Raw genomic sequence first — 18,385 nt, forward strand, 5'->3', positions numbered from 1 at the left:
CCCCGCTCTGCGAGGATGGGCCGGTCATGGCCGGAGCCCAGGAACCCAGCGAACCCACCCACGCAGCGCGCGGTGGGGGTTTCCAGGTGCACCTGGAGAACTTCGAGGGCCCCTTCGACCTGTTGCTCGGACTCATCGCCAAGCACCGGATGGACGTCACCGAAGTGGCGCTCGCCACGGTCACCGACGAGTTCATGACGCACATCCGGGCGATGGGTCCGGACTGGGACCTGGACGCCGCCACCGAGTTCCTGGTGGTGGCGGCCACCCTGCTGGACCTCAAGGCGGCCCGGCTGCTGCCGGCGGCCGAGGTCGAGGACGAGGAGGACCTGGCCCTCCTGGAGGCCCGCGACCTGCTCTTCGCCCGGCTGCTGCAGTACCGGGCGTACAAGCGGGCGGCCGCGCTGTTCGGCGAGCGCTGGGCCGCCGAGCTGCTGCGCACCGCGCGGACGGCCGGCCTGGAGCCGCAGCACGCGGCGCTGCTGCCGGAGGTGGTGATCCATGTCGGGCCGCAGCGGTTCGCGCAGCTCGCGGCCCGGGCGATGACGCCCAAGCCGAAGCCTGCGGTGTACGTGGACCACATCCACGCCCCGACGGTCAGCGTGCGGGAGCAGGCGGCCCTGGTCGTCGACCTGCTGGCCGGCCTCGGCGAGGCCTCGTTCGAGTTGCTGGTGGCCGATGCGGAGGACCGCCTGACGGTGGTCGCGCGGTTCCTGGCCCTGTTGGAGCTGTACCGGGAGCGGGTGCTCGCCTTCGAGCAGCCCGAGGCGCTGGGGGAGCTGCTGGTGCGCTGGGTCGCACCGGCCGACCGGGTGCTGATCGAGGTGACCGACGAGTTCGACCGCCCGCCGGGCGAATCGGAAGGAGCTGCCCCATGAGTGTCGGCGAGCCTCTGGAGGGGGGCGCGCGGCCCGCGCGCCGGTCGCTGAGCGTCCCGGGCCAGCCCCGGGCCGGGGAGTGGCTGGAGCCCGCCTACGCGGCCGTGCCGGCGCCTGTGGTGGCGGAGCCGGCGGAACTTGAGCACGAGAAGTCGGTGGAGTCGACTTTCGACGTCGCGGACCTCGCGGACGTCGCGGACCTCGCGGACGCGGATGTGCCGGAGATCGCTCTCAGGGCCGGTCTCGAAGCCGTGCTGATGGTGGTGGACGAGCCCACCGCGGAGGCCAGGCTGGCCGAGGCGGTCGGCCGCCCGCGCGCCGAGGTGGCCGCCGCGCTGCGCGAGCTGGCGGCCGAGTACACCGCCCAGGGGCGCGGATTCGACCTGCGGCTGGTGGCCGGCGGCTGGCGGTTCTACAGCCGCGCCCACTGCGCGCCGCTGGTCGAGCGCTTCGTTCTGGACGGCCAGCAGGCCCGGCTGACCCAGGCCGCGCTGGAGACGCTGGCGGTGGTCGCCTACCGGCAGCCGGTGTCCAGATCACGGGTCTCCGCGGTACGTGGTGTGAACTGTGACGGCGTGATGCGTACCCTGGTACAGCGAGGACTGGTGGAAGAGACCGGATCCGAGCCCGAAACAGGTGCGATCCTGTATCGGACGACGAACTACTTCCTGGAACGGATGGGGCTGCGCGGCCTGGACGAGCTGCCGGAGCTCGCGCCCTTCCTGCCCGAGGTCGACGACGTGGAAGCGGAGTCCCTCGAAGGCACGGTGATCGCGGACGCGATGGCCGCCGCGGCGAACGCTCGGGAAGTGCAGTGAGGTCGGCCGGCACGACTAGCACTTCCCCGATGGAATCGACGTACGGACGTTTTTGATGCGTAGCAGTGGTAGCGGTAACGGCAGGAACAGTAGTGGCGGCGGTGGCAGCGCCGGCGGCGGTGGCTACCGGGGTGGACAGCGCGGGGGCGGTTCCTTCGGCAGCAGCAGCGGCGGCGGGAGCCGTGGCGGCAGTGGCGGCGGCGGCGGTCGTGGTGGGGACAGCCGTGGCGGCGACAGCCGTGGTGGCGGTTCCTTCGGCGGTGGCGGCGGTCGTGGTGGGGACAGCCGTGGTGGCGGTTCCTACGGCGGCGGTGGCGGCGGTGGCCGTGGCGGCGACAGCCGTGGGGGTAGCTCCTTCGGCGGTGGCGGCGGTCGTGGTGGGGACAGCCGTGGTGGCGGTTCCTACGGCGGCGGTGGCGGCGGTGGCCGTGGCGGCAGCTCCTTCGGCGGCGGCGGCGGTCGCGGTGGCGACAGCCGTGGCGGTAGCTCGTACGGTGGCGACCGTCGGGACGACCGGCGTGACGACCGCAAGCAGTACCCGGACCGTCCGCTGCGCCCCGAGGAGCGCCGCTACGACCGTCCGGAGTTCGGCTCCGGCGGCTCCTACGGCGCCCGCAAGGCGCTGCCGCAGAGCCAGGCCCCTCGTACCAAGCCCCCGCGCAAGGAGGGCCAGGGCGCCCCGGGCGACCCGCGCCGTCAGCCGCAGCGCTCCCGTGAGCTGCAGGCCAAGATCGAGGACGCGGTGCTGGCCCGGCACGACAAGCCGGCCGTGAAGCTTCCGAAGACCTTCGGCGAGGTCGAGGGCGAGCGCCTGCAGAAGGTGCTCGCGCGGGCCGGCATGGGCAGCCGCCGGGCCTGCGAGGAGCTGGTCGACCAGGGCCGCGTCCAGGTCAACGGCAAGCTCGTGACCGAGCAGGGCAAGCGCGTCGACCCGGAGAAGGACGAGATCAAGGTGGACGGCCTGACCGTCGCCACCCAGTCGTACCTGTTCTTCGCGCTCAACAAGCCGGCCGGCGTCGTCTCCACCATGGAGGACCCCGACGGCCGCCAGTGCCTGGGCGACTACGTGACCAACCGGGAGACCCGGCTGTTCCACGTGGGCCGTCTCGACACCGAGACCGAGGGCATCATCCTGCTCACCAACCACGGTGAGCTGGCCCACCGCCTGACCCACCCGAAGTACGGCGTGACCAAGACCTACATGGCCGCCATCACCGGCCCGATCCCGCGCGACCTGGGCAAGACCCTGGCGGCGGGCATCGAGCTGGAGGACGGCTTCGCCCGTGCCGACAGCTTCAAGGTGCTGCAGAACGTCGGCAAGAACTACCTGGTCGAGGTCACCCTGCACGAGGGCCGCAAGCACATCGTGCGCCGGATGCTCGCCGAGGCGGGCTTCCCGGTCGAGAAGCTGGTCCGGACCCACTTCGGTCCGATCGCGCTCGGTGACCAGAAGTCTGGTTGGCTGCGCCGCCTGACCAACCCCGAGGTCGGCCAGCTGATGAACGAGGTCGGCCTGTAACACCCCGCCAGCTCCTCCAGAGGGCCGTGCACCAGCCTCGGTGCACGGCCCTCGGTGCTGTCTGCGCGCTGTGGTTGGGCCGCGGAGGGTTGTCAAGGGGAACGTCCGTGGCAGAAGATGGCCACAGGAACATCACTCGCCGGATGGCGAGAAACCGCCACGCGGGGGAGGGGCGCCATGTTTGACGCTTTCAATGCGCTCGGTCTCTCCGAGCACGACGGCCAGATCTATGCCGCGTTGGTGGCCGCCCCGCAGTCGACGGCAGCGGATCTGGCCGCGCGCTGCGGGCTGACCTCCCAGCAGGGCGGCAAGTCGCTGAGCCGGCTGGCGCAGCAGGGCATGGCCACCCGCGCCCCGGTCGACCGCGATCGCTACCTCGCCGTGGCACCGGACGTCGCGATCGGCACCCTGATCGGCCACCGCGAGGCCGAACTGCGCACCGCCCGGGCCGAGATGCACCGGTTGATGGACGCCTTCCGGGAGGCCTCGCGGTTCACCGACCCGGCCAGCTCGGTGGAGGTGCTCACCGGCGGCGAGGCGATCGCCCAGCGGATCGAGTACCTCCAGGACACCAGCGCGCAGCAGGTCAGGGGCTTCGACTGCCCGCCGTACGTGCAGGACGTGCAGGACGCGGCCTCGTACCTGACCCGGCTGCGCCGGCGGCTCAAGGACGGCGTGCGGTTCCGCACGGTCTACGACCGGGAGGCGGTCGCCTGGCCCGGCCGGCTGGAGAACGAGATCCTGGTCGGCGCGCAGGACGGTGAGGAGGCCCGGGTCCGCACCACGCTGCCGATGAAGATGATCATCTCGGACGACCGGATGGCGATCATCCCGATCAGCATCGGCGACAGCGTGCTGGACGCCGCGTACGTGATCCACCCGTCCGCGCTGCTCCAGGCGCTGGACGGGCTGTTCGAGGCGGAGTGGGACCGCGCGGTCCCGCTACAGGTCGCGGTCGGCGCCGAACCCGGCCTGGGCGAGCCGGACGCCGACCACCGCAAGCTGCTCGGCCTGCTCGCGGCCGGCCTGACCGACGAGTCGATCGCCCGCTCGCTCGGCTGGAGCGCCCGCACCACGCAGCGCCGGCTCCAGGCCCTGATGCGTGAACTCGGCGCCACCACGCGGTTCCAGGCCGGCATGTCGGCCCGCGAGCGGGGCTGGCTGTAGAGCCCCGCTAGCTCCAGGGCCTGAAGCCGGCCCAGTGGCCGTCGGGGCCGCGCTCCAGCAGGAGCAGGCCCGCGACGGCGGTGCGGTTGAGCCGGCCGTAGATGTGCGGGAAGAGCACGCCGGGGTCCACTCCGGGCGGGGGAGCCCCGTTCGGAGCCTCCCAGCGGACCATCGGCTCCACCAGGTCCTCCTCGATCAGCAGGGCCATCAGCGGATCCGGCGCGTTGGCGAAGAAGGCGTTGGCCACGGCCAACGCGACTTTTTCGTCCGGCGAGCAGTGCAGGAAGCCGTCCGTCAGCAGCGAGGCTGCGCTGTACGGGCGGCCCGGGTCACGGAGCCAGTCGTCCAGGGGCGCGAGGTGCAGGATCATGTTCCTGTTGTACCCGACCGCGGGCCTCCAACCAGGCCATCAGAGCCCCGCGACCTTGGCCGAAGCCGAGATCTCGTACACCAGGGTGACGGTCCGTCTGCCGCCCGGCGGCAGTGACAGCTCCCAGCGCAGCACCCCCTCGGCGTCCAGTTCGTCCGGCGCCGGGCGGCACTCGTCCTTGCGCAGCCGCACCTCGACCGCCGACACCTCCGAGACCGGGATCCGTTCGCGCAGGGTGATCCGCTGCTCGCCCTGCTCGTCGGGGGCGGACAGCCGCGAGACGTGCACCCGGACCGTGCGGGTCAGCACGGTGCGCTGCCCGAGGCCCGCCAGGCCTGTGCTGCCGCGCACCTCCGAGGTCTCGCGCAGCACCCGGTAGCCGTCCGAACTGCCGAAGGCCAGCTCGGCCGGAGCGCCCGCGGCCGTGAAGCGCAGCTCGCCGCGCCCGGTGAAGCCGCTGCCGCGCACCAGGTCCACCGGGCCGGCCAGCAGCGGGTGGTCGGCCGGATTGCGGAACGCCACCACCTCGGTGACCAGCGGGGAGAGTTCGGGGGCGGAGGCCAGCTCGGCGCCGGCGGGGACGGTGAAGGCGCTCAGCGGCACCCGGTGCCCGCGCCCGTCGCCCGGGACGCTCGCCGGAGCCGGTGCCCGCAGGACGCGGACCTCGCCGCCGTCGTCCACCCCCGGCAGTTCGCCGGTGACCGCCTGCGGGCCGTCCGGGCCGAGCGCGCTGATCTCCTCCTCGCGCAGTTCCACGTCGAGCGTGCGGCGCTCGCCGCTGCTCAGCTCGCGCAGCGTCAGGACGTCCTCGTGCAGCCGGGGCGGCTCGGCGGCCAGCGCGGACCGGGCGGTGGAGAGGGTGAGCCGGACGTCCGTCCAGTCCTCGCCGGTGCGCTGCCAGACCATCGCGTCCGACTCCAGGCGCAGGCTTCCCGGCGCGTCCTCCGTTTCGCTGGTGAAGGCGGCGCGGTAGGCGGGGCGCCACAGGGCGCACGGGGTGAGATGGCTGACCGTCAGCTCGGCGCTGGTCTCGTGGTCCGCCGCGACGGTCAGTTCGACGTACGCGAGCAGCTCCGGCGGCTGCGACTCGGCGGCCGCCAGTGCCGCGAGGACCTCCTGAAGTTGCCGGTCCAGCTCCTCGCGCCGGGCCTGGGCGGCCCGCAACTGCTCGCCGTACGACTCCTGTTCGGCCTCCACCCGGTCCAGCTCGCGGGACCAGCGGACCGGCTCGGCCTCGCCGTGGCCGGTCCCCTCGCCGATCTCGGTCAGCAGGTCGGCGCAGAGCTGGGAGAGCAGCGCGAGCCGGGCCTCCAACCGCTGGATCGGTTGCTCGGCCAGCCGCTGCTGCTGCTCCAGCTCGTCCATCCGGTGGAAGAGGTCCGAGTCGCCGGGGCCGGGCGGGCCGGGGGCGCGCGGTGTCCAGGTCCGGGTCAGCCGGGCGTCCAGCACCGTGGCGCCCGTCGCCTCGCCGGTGGGAGCCGGGCCCGGCTCGGTGCGCAGCTCGGCACGCAGCGACCGGTCGACGGCCAGCGCGGTGACCGGGCCGAGCCGCAGCCGCTGGAGACCGGGTGCCAGCAGGACGGTGGTGCTGCGCTCGATGTGGGCGCGGTCCTCCAGGCAGGTCACGGCGGTGACGGGGAGCGGGACGGGGGCGGGGTGGGCGAGTGCGGCAGCCGCGGAGATTTCGGTGGTCATGGGGTCAGTTCCTTCGGTTGCCGCCGGTCAGGGCCTTGCCTGCCGGGATCCGGATCTCGTAGCCGCCTTCGAGCTGGGCCCGGCCGCCCGCGGGCAGCTCGACCCGCCAGAGCCGGGTGCCGGCCGGGTAGGCCTCGGAGGCCTCGGCCGGGGCGGTCCAGCCCGGGGAGCCGGGGCGGTCCTCGATCCGGATGTCCTTGTCGCCCGGCACCGGGATCCGCTCGCGGACCTCCACCGTGACCGCGTGGCCCAGCCGGTTGGCCAGCCCGACGTGCACCCGCTGCTCGACCACCGTGATGCCGCCGCGCAGGCCGGCCGTGGACTCCTGGACCTCGGTGCGCCGGGTGGCCCGGACGCTCTCGGCGACGCCCAGCCCGACCCGCCGGGTGGCGCCCGGGGCGAGCGTGGGCAGCGCGGTGCCGAGCAGGAAGTCGCCGTCCACGGTGACCTCCAGCGGGCCGGCCAGCAGGGCCTGGCCGGAGTCGTTGGCGAGCAGCAGGGTGGCGAAGACCGCCGGGTCGACGGACGGCACGCAGACGTACTCGGTGCGCAGCGAGACCGGGATCTCGCAGATCGTCACGGTGTGCCAGCCGCCGTCGGAGGGCAGGTCGGTGCGGGCGGGCGCGTCGTAGCGGTGGTCGAAGGAGCCCGCGGAGTAGCGCGGGCGGACGGCGTGCGCGGGGAGCGGGAGCGCGTCGGCCAGGGACTCGGCGCGGCGGCGGGCCGCGTGCTCGGGGCCTGCGAGAGCGGCCGTTTCGGGATGCAGGCGGCCGCGGCGGTCCGGCGGCTCGGTCGGGCCGGCCAGGGTCAGGGCGGCGTAGTCGAGCAGCTCGGTCGCCGGGCCGGCCGGCGGCGCCGGGGGAGCGGGTGCCATGTCGGCGGCCGGGGCGGGAGCGCCGGGAGCGGCACCGAGGGGTCCGGCGGGCCCGGCTGCCCCGCCGAAGGCCTGCGGCTCGGCCATCGCGAGCTTGGCGCGCATGGCGCGGGCGGCGGGCCGGGAGGGGGTCGGCGCCGCGGGCGGCTGGGCGGTGCCGTAGGCGACCGCGACCGGCGGGGGCAGCGGCCGGCCGCCGAGGGCCGGGAGGACGCGGCGGTCCGCCGGGGGCTCGGCCCGGTCGTAGCCCGTGAACAGCTCGCCGAGCCCGGCCGGCGGCTCCCGCCAGCCGGAGGGCGGCGGGGCGGGCTGGCTGCGACCGATCCGGATCGAGCGCAGTCGCGGCAGTTCGGAGGAGCGGTGCAGGTCGGCGGTGGAGAAACCGAGCCGGACGTCCGTCCAGTCCTCGCCGGTGCGCTGGGCCACCTCGGCGCGCAGCACCAGCGTGCCGCCGCCGTCGCCCCGGCGGTGGGTCAGCCGGTAGGCGGGCACCCAGAGGGCGCCGGGCACCAGGTACTCCAGTTCGAGTGTCAGCTCGCGGGCTGCTTCGTGAGCGGGCTCCCGGGTGAGGGTGACCACGGCGACGGCGGAGGTTTCGAGCGGGGTCGCGGGCTCGGCGTCCGAGGCGCGCTCCAGCTGGTCGTCGAGCAGGCTCACCTCGTGCGCGACGAGCTCCAGCTGCTCGCGCAACTCCTCGGCGCGGGCGTGCAGGGCGGTCAGCCGCTGGTCGACGAAGTCGGCGAGCGCCAGGAAGGCGTCGGCGGGCGTGCGGCGGTGCGGGTCCTCGGGGTTCTTGGCCGGCTCCACCGCGCGCAGGGCGGCGGTCTGGGCGATCCGGCGCTCCAGGACGCCCTGGAGCCCGCGCAGCGAGGCCTCCCGGTCCGCCAGCTGCTCGCGGCGCCGGCGCAGCTCGGGCAGCTCCCCGGGACCGCGCAGCCGGGCCGCGACCGCCGGGCGGACCTCGCTGACCCGCCAGCCGTGCGCCGCGCCGAGGATGCCGGCGCGCAGCGACTGCCCGTCCAGGACGCGGGGCAGGCCGGTGAGGCGCAGCCGCAGTGGACCGGCGTCCTCGGCGCCGGCCGGGAGGATGCCGTGGGCGCGGCGGCGGCAGACCGCGCCGGAGGCGTGCACCACGACGGAGTCGAGGGTGCTCGACCAGTCGAGTGGCTGCCCCTGTGGCTGGTTCTGTGCCGGCTGTTCCGGTACCTGCTCGGTCACCGCGTCCCGCCCCTTCGCCCGTGCCGCCGTTCGGTCGCTCAGTCTGCCCGCTGACCGGGCGGCTGTCCGCCGTTTGCCCCGGCGCGCCGCCGGATCGCCGCGCCCGAGGGACGGGATTGCCGACCGGCGTGCCCGGTGCGGGCGGTGGTGCGGGAGGATGGTGAACCGTCCGTCCAACCGTCTGTCCAATTGGTCGCCCAGCCCAGCCCAGCCCGTTCCAGTTCCAGGAGACGAACCCGCCATGCGTACTGTCGCCGTCGTCGGCACCGGACTGATCGGCACCTCTGCCGCTCTCGCGCTGACCGGTCGCGGCCTGACCGTCTACCTGGAGGACGCCGATCCGGACGCTGCGCGGACCGCGGCCTCGCTGGGCGCGGGCACCACCGACGAGCCGTCCGGTCCCGTCGACCTGGCGATCGTGGCCGTCCCCCCGGCGCTGGTCGGCAAGGTGCTCGCCGACTGCCAGCGGCGTGGGCTGGCCCGCTGCTACACCGATGTGGCCAGCGTGAAGGCCGGTCCGCGCGCCGAGGTCGGCTCGCTCGGCTGCGACACCGTCCACTACATCGGCGGCCACCCGATGGCGGGCCGTGAGCAGTCCGGCCCGCTGGCCGCCCGCGCCGACCTGTTCGAGGGCCGGCCCTGGGTGCTCACGCCCACCGCCGACACCGACACCGACACGCTCAACGCCGCCCTGGAGCTGGTCGCGCTCTGCGGCGCCATGCCGGTGGTGATGGACGCCGCCGCCCATGACCGCGCGGTGGCGCTGGTCTCGCACGCCCCACAGCTGTTCTCCTCGCTGGTCGCCGCGCGCCTGGAGCACGCCGACGAGACCGCCGTGCGGCTCTCCGGCCAGGGCGTGCGCGACGTCACCCGGATCGCCGCCTCCGACCCGCGGATGTGGCTGGACATCCTCTCCGCCAACGCCGGCGTGGTCGCCGACGTCCTGGAGGAGCTGGCCGTCGACCTCGGCGTGACGGTCGCCGCGCTGCGCTCGCTGGAGACCGGCGACGAGGAGGCGCGGCAGGCGGGCAGCGCCGACATCGAGGCGGTGATCCGGCGCGGAAACCAGGGCCAGGCGCGGATCCCCGGCAAGCACGGCGCCCCGCCGACCCGCTACGAGACGGTGATCGTCGTCATCGGCGACCAGCCCGGCGAGCTGGGCCGGCTGTTCAGCGAGGTCGCGCAGATAGGGGTCAACATCGAGGACGTCGCCATCGAGCACTCCACCGGGCAGCAGGTCGGCCTGGCGCAGCTGTCGGTGGCGCCGGCGACGGCCAAGATGCTGGTGACGGCCCTGCGCGGGCGTGGCTGGAACGTCCGCGACTAGGCAGGTTCCGGGGCTGTACGGCGGCCGGGAGTCGGCCGGGAGGAGAGGTGGCGCCGGTCGTCTAACCTTGAGGAGACCCCCCGGTGCCAAGAAGAGAGGTTCCACCGTGGACACAGCCGACCGAGCGCACGCCCCGGTCGTCGTCGCCATCGACGGACCCTCCGGTTCCGGCAAGTCGACCGTCTCCCGCGCGGTGGCGACCCGACTGGGCCTGAGCTTCCTGGACACCGGTGCGATGTACCGGGCGATGACCTGGTGGATGCTCGAGAACGAGGTCGACGTCGACGACGCCGATGCGGTCGCGACGGCCTGCGACAAGCCCGTGATCGTCTCCGGTACGGACGCCGACGGCCCGACCATCACCGTCGACGGCCAGGACGTCTCCGGACCGATCCGCGGCCCCGAGGTGACCGCCAAGGTCAGCGCGGTGTCCGCCGTCCCGCAGGTGCGGGTGCGGCTGGTCGAGCTGCAGCGCGGCTGCGCGGCCCTCGCGCAGCGCGGGATCGTCGCCGAGGGGCGCGACATGGGCACGGTGGTCTTCCCGGAGGCCACCGCCAAGATCTTCCTGACCGCCTCCGAGGCGGCCCGCGCCGAGCGCCGGGCGGCCGAGCTGCGGGCCAAGGGCGTGGACGAGGCCACCATCGCGGAGATGGCGGCGGACCTGGTCCGCCGTGACGCCGCCGACTCGTCCCGGGTGACGGCGCCGCTGGCGCAGGCCGCGGACGCCGTGCTGGTGGACACCAGTGACCTGACGCTCGATCAGGTCATCGACACCATTGCGGAGTTGGTGGAGCAGCGGGCCGGGCGCCTGACTGCCGCATAGGTTTTTTAGTTTTTCTTTTCGCGCTGCCCGTTCGCCGGGCAGGTACGCACGGCACGCCCTGGGGGCGGGCCGGGAAACGGAACAGACGAAGATGAGCAACGACACCACCGGCGCGACCGAGGTCACCTCGGGCGCGCACGGCGAGCTGGACGCGGCCGAGTACGCCGAGTTCATGGCGCTGGCCGCCGAGGAGGGCTTCGACCCCGACGAGATCGACGGCGACCTGAACGAGCGGCACATCCCGCTGCCGGTGCTGGCCGTCGTCGGCCGCCCGAACGTCGGCAAGTCGACCCTGGTCAACCGCATCATCGGCCGCCGCGAGGCGGTCGTCGAGGACAAGCCCGGCGTCACCCGCGACCGCGTGCAGTACGAGGCGACCTGGAACGGCCGCCGCTTCAAGCTCGTCGACACCGGCGGCTGGGAGATCGACGTCCTCGGCCTGGACGCGATGGTGGCCGCGCAGGCCGAGCTCGGCATCGAGAGCGCGGACGCCGTGCTCTTCGTCGTGGACGCCACGGTCGGCGCCACCGACACCGACGAGGCGCTGATCAAGCTGATCCGCCGGGCCGGAAAGCCCGTGGTGCTCTGCGCCAACAAGGTGGACGGCCAGTCCACCGAGGCCGAGGCCGCCTACCTGTGGTCGCTCGGCCTCGGCGAGCCCTACCCCGTCTCGGCCCTGCACGGCCGCGGCTCCGGCGACCTGCTGGACGCCGTGATGGCCGCGCTGCCCGAGGCGCCGCCGCAGACCTTCGGCGTGGTGCAGGGCGGCCCGCGCCGCGTCGCGCTGATCGGCCGTCCGAACGTCGGCAAGTCCAGCCTGCTCAACAAGGTGGCCGGCGAGGACCGCGTGGTCGTCAACGAGCTGGCCGGGACCACCCGCGACCCGGTCGACGAGCTGATCACCCTCGGCGGCAAGACCTGGAAGTTCATCGACACCGCCGGTATCCGCCGCCGGGTCCACCTGACCGCCGGCGCCGACTTCTACGCCTCGCTGCGCACCTCCGCCGCGCTGGACAAGGCCGAGGTCGCGGTCGTCCTGGTCGACTGCAGCGAGCCGCTGGCCGAGCAGGACACCCGCATCATCACGATGGCGGTCGAGGCCGGACGCGCGGTCGTCATCGCGTACAACAAGTGGGACCAGATGGACGAGGAGCGCCGCTACTACCTGGAGCGCGAGATCGAGCAGGATCTCGTCCAGGTGAAGTGGGCGCCGCGGGTCAACGTCTCCGCGCTGACCGGCCGTCACATGGAGCGGCTGGTGCCGGCCATCGAGACCGCGCTGGCGGGCTGGGAGACCCGGATCTCCACGGCCAAGCTGAACGCCTTCCTCGGCGAGCTGGTCGCCGCCCACCCGCACCCGATCCGCGGTGGCAAGCAGCCGCGCATCCTGTTCGGCACCCAGGCGGGCATCAAGCCGCCGCGCTTCGTGCTCTTCGCCTCGGGCTTCCTGGAGGCCGGCTACCGCCGGTTCGTCGAGCGCCGTCTGCGGGAGGAGTTCGGCTTCGTGGGGACGCCGATCTCGATCTCGGTGCGGGTGCGCGAGAAGCGCCGCCGCAAGTAGGCGATGTGCGGAACGGCCCGGCCCCCTCAGCGGGGCCGGGCCGTTCCGGCTTTTCCGGCCTTCAGGCGTTTCAGGAGAGGGTCGGCGTGCGTCCCGGCGGCAGCGAGAGCAGGCCGCTGCGGTGCCGCCCGGCCACGGACGCGCCGACGGGCGCGGGGGAGGGGGGCGCCGGCGCGGCCGGCACGGTGGCGGCCAGGTAGCCGGAGGCGACCCAGCCCTGGCCTGCGCTCGGCGCGCCCGGGTGGGGCGTCGCGGGCTGCCCCTGGGCCTGGGCCTGGGCCTGGTGGTGAGGGTGCTGCTGCGGGACCTGCTGCTGCGCCGGGACGAACTGCGGCACCCCCGGCACGTATCCCGCGTAGGTGGGGAACGACTGGTGCTGGGGCGGAGTGGACGGCTGCTCAGGGCCATGGCCATGGCCGTAGCCGTGCGGGCCGGGGGCGTGGCCCGGGTGCGGCTGGCCGTGCGTGTAGGGGGAGCGGTACTCCTCCACGGCGTACGCGCTCGCGTACCCGTGCGGGCGGCGCTCGCGGACGGCGAAGCCGGTGAAGCGCAGGTCCTCCTCGCCGGCGCGGTCGCCGGGCAGGGCGCGGAAGAGCCGGCGGTACTCGGAGTAGAGCTCGTCGTAGATGGGGGTGGCGGAGTGCGGATGCTCCGCGTCGTACGACGGCCTCATCGCCGGGATCCCTCGGCTGGCGGTGGTCTGGCGGAAGGCTGAGGTCACGTCGTAGCTGTACACGTAAGGGCCAACGAGTGAGCCGGTCAGGGGATGCGGGTGGCGGGCGCGGGGTGGGAGCGCGTGCCGCGGGCGGGAGCGCTGGGGACAGTCGCGCGCCGGGGCAGTCGCGCCGGGCCGGACGCGCGCTGGGCAGACGCGCGCCGGGGCCGTTGCGGGAACGGCCCCGGCGGGGTTCAGCCTGCTACCGCGGCGGCGGCTCAGGTGCCCGCGAGCGGGAGGGCCGCCGCGACCAGCAGGCCCTGGGCGGCCGCCCGGTCGAGCGCGGTGCGGAGCAGGTCCTCGCGGGGCTGGCGCCCGATCGTCCCGGCCGGCGCCGCGTACATGATCACCTGCGCGTGCCGGGAGGCCGCCGCGCGCCAGGGGTCGGTGACCAGCAGCGGCTGGTGGGCCTGCCACCAGGCGGAGCTGGTGCCGGCCGCCGACGGCTGCAGGATCGCGTGCAGCCGTCCCATCGCCATCAGCACCGACCAGCCCGCCAGGACGGCCGGGGGCTGCTCCACGTCGCGGATCGGGGCGAAGCCGTGCTCCGCGAGCAGCGGCAGGAACTCGTCCGAGCCGATCAGGCTGCCCGGTCGGCCGACCGGTCCGGTCGGCTCGACCACCAGGGCGGCGTGCCCGGTGTCGCCGCAGAGCACCAGGCCGCAGGTGATGCCGAGGATGGCGGGCTCGCCCGGCGCGGGGCCGGTGACCTGAGCGGGGAGGGGTGCGTCGGCCGGTGTCCCGATCGGGCCCGCCGGTGCGGGCATCGGGTCGACCGGGTACGCCTGGGCCGGCAGCCCGCTGCCCTGCGCCTGGCTGATGCTGCGGACCGCGCCGAGGAGCTGCTCCTCGGAGAGCGTGACGACCTGGGAGGGAACGCAGCGGGCGTGGGCGAAGGCGAGGACGGCGGTCTCGTCGCCGACGAACAGGACGGTGCTGGTCGGCTCGTGGATCGAGTCGCCCGGCGTTCGACAGGACGTGCAGTCGTAGGTATCAGGGGCATGGGCCCCGCCGAGCAGGCGGTCTGCCTCGTCGTCGCCGATTTCGGCTCGGACCTCGTCGCTGACATCGAGCATGCGCGGCACGAAGGACTCCTCGGTTCGTTGCGGGGGTGGCGCGGGCGCACCCGGCCGCCATTACCAACGGACTGCTGTGGCCCGAGTCACGGGTGGAGGTGCAGACTGACGCGATTTGCCCGACCGATGACCACGGACGGCTGATCGGCGACCACAATCCGTCGATGCTGTGCGCAGGCTCACAGGGTCGAGAAAGTGGTCGGGGTCACGGTGGGCACATGTTTGATCTTCGTAAACCTGGTCAAAATGGACATTTGTGTGCGATTTGCTTGATCATTACCGTCGGTAACGCCTGATTGACCTGGGAAGACCGCTACCCGATTGATCGGGGCAGCCCCGGCGCCTAGTTTCTTTCTCGGTGCAACGAGCACCACCCGGGTTCACCCCCAGCGCACAGCAGGTGCCCACCAGCCGACAGCTCGAACAGGTCGGCGGTGAGTGGCGGAGTGGCCAGGGCGACGCGGCACGTCGGACACGTGCACGGTCGCCCAGCGGACGAGGCGAGCGAATCGGACCTTCGACGGTCTGGTTCCGCATGCCCGCCCGGGGCTGTCGAGAGGAACCCATGACCTTCCGTAACGAGAACGCCGCCGCCGCCGTCGCCGACAACGCCCAGACGGGCCGCAGCCGCGGCCGCCTCCGCATGGCGATCATGGGTGGCGTCATGGTCGCCCTTCCGGTGGCCGGCCTCGTGACGGCCACCACGGCCTCCGCCGCCTCCACCGCCACGTGGGACGCGGTCGCCCAGTGCGAGAGCACCGGTAACTGGAGCATCAACAGCGGCAACGGCTTCTACGGCGGCCTGCAGTTCACCTCCTCCACCTGGGCCGCCTTCGGTGGCACCCAGTACGCCGCGCAGGCCAACCTGGCCACCAAGGGCCAGCAGATCGCCATCGCCGAGAAGGTGCTCGCCTCGCAGGGCCCCGGCGCCTGGCCGGTCTGCTCCGTCAAGGCCGGCCTGACTGCCGGTGGCGCGCCGGCCGCGGTCGACACCAGCTCGACCTCGACCTCGACCGCTGCCACCCCGAAGCCGGCTGCCCCGGCCAAGCCCGCTGCACCGGTTGCTCCCGCGAAGCCGGCCGCTCCGGCCAAGCCCGCCGCTCCGGCCAAGCCCGCTGCTCCGGTTGCTCCGGCCAAGCCGGCCGCCCCCGCGAAGCCCGTCGCACCCGCCGCGCCGAGCACCGGTGGCACCTACACCGTCAAGAGCGGCGACACCCTGAGCGGGATCGCCGCCGCCAAGGGCCTCGACTGGCACACCCTGTACAAGAACAACGTGCAGGTCATCGGCGGCAACGCCGACCTCATCCTGCCGGGCCAGGTGCTCGCGGTCTGACGTACCCCGTCAGCCTGCACGCCCCGCGCGCGTCACCGACCGCCGTCCCCTCCCGGGGGCGGCGGTCGGCCGCGTTTCGCGGCGGCCGTACACCCGGACGGAGCAGCGGCGGGCGGGCCGGGTCGCGGGGCCGGGCGGCGCTCGTAAGAGTCGGATGATGCTGAGCACGTGCACGATCAGATGGCGAATACTCGTCGGGGTGTGGGGAGTGGCGGCCCTCGTCGTGGCGCCTGCGGCTGATGCCGGGGCTGACGCGGTCTCCGCGGCTGCTTCGTCTGCTGCCGTGGTGCGGCGGGGAGTTCAGCCCGTCGAGCCGCCGCTGCCGTCCGATGCCACCTGGGACCAGGTGGCCGACTGCGAGAGCGGCGGGGACTGGGCCGCCGCCACCGGGAACGGCTACTACGGCGGCCTGCAGATCTGGCCGCCGACCTGGCAGGACGCCGACGGTCTGCGCTTCGCCCTCCGTCCGGACCAGGCGACGCGAGGTCAGCAGATCACCGTCGCGCAGGAGATCCTGCACCAGCAGGGCTGGCGGGCCTGGTCCTCCTGCGCGCGGGATCTGGGGCTGCTGCGCTGAGCGGCCTCCGCGTGCCGACGGGTGGGAATTCCCCGGTCGGCAGCAGACTTCTGCTAGACGAACGACAGCGGTATGCCGCCGGACTTTCCGGCGAGCCCGCCCCTGAGAGGACGCACGCCATGGGAACGCCCGTCGACCAGCTCGTCGACCTGCTGGATCTGGAGCAGATCGAGCTCAACATCTTCCGTGGACGCAGCCCCGAGGAGGCGCTGCAGCGTACCTTCGGCGGGCAGGTGGCAGGGCAGGCGCTGGTCGCGGCCGGGCGCACGGTCGAGGACGACCGCCCGGTGCACTCACTGCACGCTTACTTCCTGCGCCCCGGCGTGCCCGGCGTGCCGATCGTCTACCAGGTCGACCGGATCCGGGACGGACGCTCCTTCACCACCCGCCGGGTGCTCGGCATCCAGCAGGGCCGCAGCATCTTCGCGCTGACCGCCGACTTCCACGTGCCCGAGCCCGGCGGCATCGAGCACCAGGAGCCGATGCCCGCAGTGCCGGCGCCGGAGGACCTGCCGAGCGCGCTGGAGGAGGTCGGCAGCCGGCTCGGCGAGCTGCCGCCGTTCATCAGCCGTCGCCAGCCGTTCGACATCCGCTACGTGGAACGGCTGCGCTGGACGGAGGAGGAGCTGGCCGGCGTCGAGCCGCGCAGCGGCGTCTGGCTGCGGACCAACGGCTCCCTGCCGGACAACCCGCTGATCCACGTCTGCGCGCTGACCTACGCCAGCGACATGACCCTGCTGGACTCCGTCCGCGCCCCCGTCGAACCGCTCTGGGGCAGACGCAACTTCGACATGGCCTCGCTCGACCACGCGATGTGGTTCCACCGCCCGTTCCGCGCCGACGACTGGCTGCTCTACCAGCAGGAGTCGCCGATCGCGCACGGCGCGCGCGGCCTGGCCCGGGGCCAGATCTTCGACCGCAGCGGGCAACTGGTGGTGTCGGTGGTGCAGGAGGGACTCTTCCGGCCGCTGCGCGCCGAGCAGTGACGGCTGCGGGGGTCCCGGTGGGCCGGGGCGCAGGGGGAGGGGCGACCATTGGACGCTGTGTCGACCAATCATCCCACCTCTCCTCCGTCCGCCCCCTCCGCCACCTCTTCCCCTGTTGCCGCTGAACCGCCTGCCAAGCGCTTCCTGCGCGGAGCCCTGGCGGACCTGACGCCGCTGCGCGAGAACGCCGACTACCGCCGCGTCTGGTTCGGCCAGTCCGTCTCCTCGATAGGCCAGCAGATGACCGCCGTCGCGGTCGCCGTCCAGGTCTACGCCCTGACCGGATCCACCTTCGCCACCGGACTGGTGGGCCTCTGCTCGCTCGTCCCGCTGATCGTCTTCGGCCTCTACGGCGGCGCCATCGCCGACACCGTGGACCGCCGCAAGCTCGGCCTGATCGGTTCGGCCGGCCTGGCCGCCGTCTCCGCGATCCTGGCTACCCAGGCCCTGCTCGGGCTGGGCCAGGTCGCGGTGCTGTACGCCGCGGTGGCCCTGCAGGGCGCCTTCTTCGCCCTCAGCTCGCCCGCCCGGTCGTCCATGATCCCGCGCCTGGTCCCCAGCGAGCAGCTGCCCGCCGCCAACGCGCTGAACACCATCAGCATGAACCTCGGCCTCACCGTCGGCCCGATGCTCGGCGGCGTCCTGATCGGTGCCTACGGCAGCCAGTGCGCCTACCTGGTCGACACCGCCGCCTTCGCCGGCACCATCTACGCGATGTGGCGGCTGCCCTCGATGCGCCCGGAAACCGGCACCCGCAAGGGCCGCGCCTCCGTCCTGGACGGCCTGCGCTTCCTGCGCGAGCAGCCCAACCTGCGCACCAGCTTCCTCGCCGACCTCGCCGCCATGGTGTTCGGCATGCCCCGCGCCCTCTTCCCCGCCATCGCGGTCGGCTTCTACGGCGGCGACGCCCGCACCGTCGGCCTGCTGGTCGCCGCCCCCGCCGTGGGCGCGCTGACCGGCGCGCTCTTCTCCGGCTGGATCTCCCGCGTCCACCGCCAGGGCGCGGCCGTCCTCGTCTCCGTGATCGCCTGGGGCCTGTCCATCGCCCTCTTCGGCCTCACCCACGGCCAGCTCTGGCTCGGCCTCCTGCTGCTCGCGGTGGCAGGCTGCGCGGACACCGTGAGCATGATCTTCCGCAACACGATGATGCAGGTCGCCGCCCCCGACGAGATGCGCGGCCGCCTGCAGGGCATCTTCATCGTGGTCGTCGCCGGCGGCCCACGGCTCGGCGACTTCGAGTCCGGCACCGTGGCCGCCCTGACCACCCCCGCCGTCTCCGCCGTCTCCGGCGGCCTCGCCTGCGTCGCCGCCGTCCTCCTCCTCGCCGCCCGCCGCCCCGCCTTCCTCCGCTACGACGCCCGCCACCCCACCCCCTGACCCCACCCACCCTCGCCACCCGCCACCCCGCCTGTGACCTGCACCGAACCTGGCAGCGAACACCCCTCGCC

At 73.7% G+C, this 18,385-nt stretch carries 16 protein-coding genes; 11 read left to right on the top strand and 5 right to left on the bottom strand.

The window, feature by feature from the left end; translation table 11 throughout:
* Positions 1–26 precede the first annotated feature (26 nt).
* The 4 genes from P3T37_RS17350 to P3T37_RS17365 all read left to right on the top strand — a co-directional run bounded on the left by P3T37_RS17350 (position 27) and on the right by P3T37_RS17365 (position 4,382).
* Entirely contained in the window at positions 27–878 is an 852-nt protein-coding gene (locus P3T37_RS17350) for a segregation/condensation protein A (protein WP_280724583.1), read from the top strand.
* Entirely contained in the window at positions 875–1,696 is an 822-nt protein-coding gene (scpB, locus tag P3T37_RS17355; protein WP_280724584.1) for an SMC-Scp complex subunit ScpB, read from the top strand. The genes P3T37_RS17350 and scpB overlap by 4 nt, the downstream gene beginning before the upstream one ends.
* A 55-nt stretch (positions 1,697–1,751) precedes the next feature.
* A complete protein-coding gene (locus P3T37_RS17360) occupies positions 1,752–3,215 on the top strand; it encodes a pseudouridine synthase (RefSeq protein ID WP_280724585.1) in 1,464 nt (487 codons plus the stop codon).
* A gap of 177 nt (positions 3,216–3,392) precedes the next feature.
* Complete coding sequence (locus tag P3T37_RS17365) at positions 3,393–4,382, top strand: helix-turn-helix domain-containing protein (protein ID WP_280724586.1); 990 nt, start codon at positions 3,393–3,395, stop codon at positions 4,380–4,382.
* 7 nt (positions 4,383–4,389) lie between these two features.
* Here P3T37_RS17365 and P3T37_RS17370 read toward each other — a convergent pair whose 3' ends face one another.
* From P3T37_RS17370 to P3T37_RS17380, 3 genes are read right to left on the bottom strand one after another with little or no spacing between them, the layout of a single operon-like run.
* Complete coding sequence (locus tag P3T37_RS17370) at positions 4,390–4,752, bottom strand: DUF952 domain-containing protein (RefSeq protein WP_280724587.1); 363 nt, start codon at positions 4,750–4,752, stop codon at positions 4,390–4,392.
* Between the two features lie 39 nt (positions 4,753–4,791).
* On the bottom strand, positions 4,792–6,447 hold the full coding sequence (locus tag P3T37_RS17375; protein WP_280724588.1) for a mucoidy inhibitor MuiA family protein: 1,656 nt from the start codon (positions 6,445–6,447) through the stop codon (positions 4,792–4,794).
* 4 nt (positions 6,448–6,451) lie between these two features.
* A complete protein-coding gene (locus P3T37_RS17380) occupies positions 6,452–8,539 on the bottom strand; it encodes a DUF4139 domain-containing protein (protein WP_280724589.1) in 2,088 nt (695 codons plus the stop codon).
* 241 nt (positions 8,540–8,780) lie between these two features.
* Here P3T37_RS17380 and P3T37_RS17385 point away from each other — a divergent pair, with 241 nt between their 5' ends.
* The 3 genes from P3T37_RS17385 (at position 8,781) to der (ending at position 12,250) form a co-directional block, all read left to right on the top strand.
* A complete protein-coding gene (locus P3T37_RS17385; RefSeq protein WP_280724590.1) occupies positions 8,781–9,866 on the top strand; it encodes a prephenate dehydrogenase in 1,086 nt (361 codons plus the stop codon).
* 106 nt (positions 9,867–9,972) lie between these two features.
* Positions 9,973–10,689 carry a (d)CMP kinase gene (gene cmk, locus P3T37_RS17390; protein WP_280724591.1) on the top strand — a complete coding sequence of 239 codons (717 nt, stop codon included), beginning with the start codon at positions 9,973–9,975 and terminating at the stop codon, positions 10,687–10,689.
* A gap of 91 nt (positions 10,690–10,780) precedes the next feature.
* Positions 10,781–12,250, top strand: a complete 1,470-nt coding sequence (gene der / locus P3T37_RS17395) for a ribosome biogenesis GTPase Der (RefSeq protein ID WP_280724592.1) — start codon at positions 10,781–10,783, stop codon at positions 12,248–12,250.
* 70 nt (positions 12,251–12,320) lie between these two features.
* On the opposite strand, the gene P3T37_RS17400 is transcribed toward der, so the two are convergent.
* Both P3T37_RS17400 and P3T37_RS17405 read right to left on the bottom strand, forming a co-directional pair.
* The gene (locus P3T37_RS17400) at positions 12,321–12,971 is read right to left on the bottom strand and encodes a hypothetical protein (protein WP_280724593.1); all 651 of its coding nucleotides are present in this window, start codon (positions 12,969–12,971) and stop codon (positions 12,321–12,323) included.
* Between the two features lie 212 nt (positions 12,972–13,183).
* Positions 13,184–14,050 (bottom strand): hypothetical protein, encoded by an 867-nt coding sequence (locus tag P3T37_RS17405; protein ID WP_280724594.1) that lies wholly within the window; start codon positions 14,048–14,050, stop codon positions 13,184–13,186.
* 556 nt (positions 14,051–14,606) lie between these two features.
* Between P3T37_RS17405 and P3T37_RS17410 the strand changes: the two genes are divergently transcribed.
* The 4 genes from P3T37_RS17410 to P3T37_RS17425 all read left to right on the top strand — a co-directional run bounded on the left by P3T37_RS17410 (position 14,607) and on the right by P3T37_RS17425 (position 18,314).
* Positions 14,607–15,374, top strand: coding sequence for a transglycosylase family protein (locus tag P3T37_RS17410; protein ID WP_280724595.1), 768 nt, complete (start codon positions 14,607–14,609; stop codon positions 15,372–15,374).
* A 208-nt stretch (positions 15,375–15,582) separates the two neighbouring features.
* The gene (locus P3T37_RS17415) at positions 15,583–15,951 is read left to right on the top strand and encodes a transglycosylase family protein (protein WP_280724596.1); all 369 of its coding nucleotides are present in this window, start codon (positions 15,583–15,585) and stop codon (positions 15,949–15,951) included.
* 119 nt (positions 15,952–16,070) lie between these two features.
* Positions 16,071–16,937 carry an acyl-CoA thioesterase II gene (locus tag P3T37_RS17420; protein ID WP_280724597.1) on the top strand — a complete coding sequence of 289 codons (867 nt, stop codon included), beginning with the start codon at positions 16,071–16,073 and terminating at the stop codon, positions 16,935–16,937.
* Positions 16,938–17,081: 144 nt separating this feature from the next.
* A complete protein-coding gene (locus tag P3T37_RS17425) occupies positions 17,082–18,314 on the top strand; it encodes an MFS transporter (RefSeq protein ID WP_280724779.1) in 1,233 nt (410 codons plus the stop codon).
* Positions 18,315–18,385: the final 71 nt, after the last annotated feature.

The sequence above is a fragment of the Kitasatospora sp. MAA4 genome (assembly GCF_029893355.1).
Taxonomy (GTDB): Bacteria; Actinomycetota; Actinomycetes; order Streptomycetales; family Streptomycetaceae; genus Kitasatospora.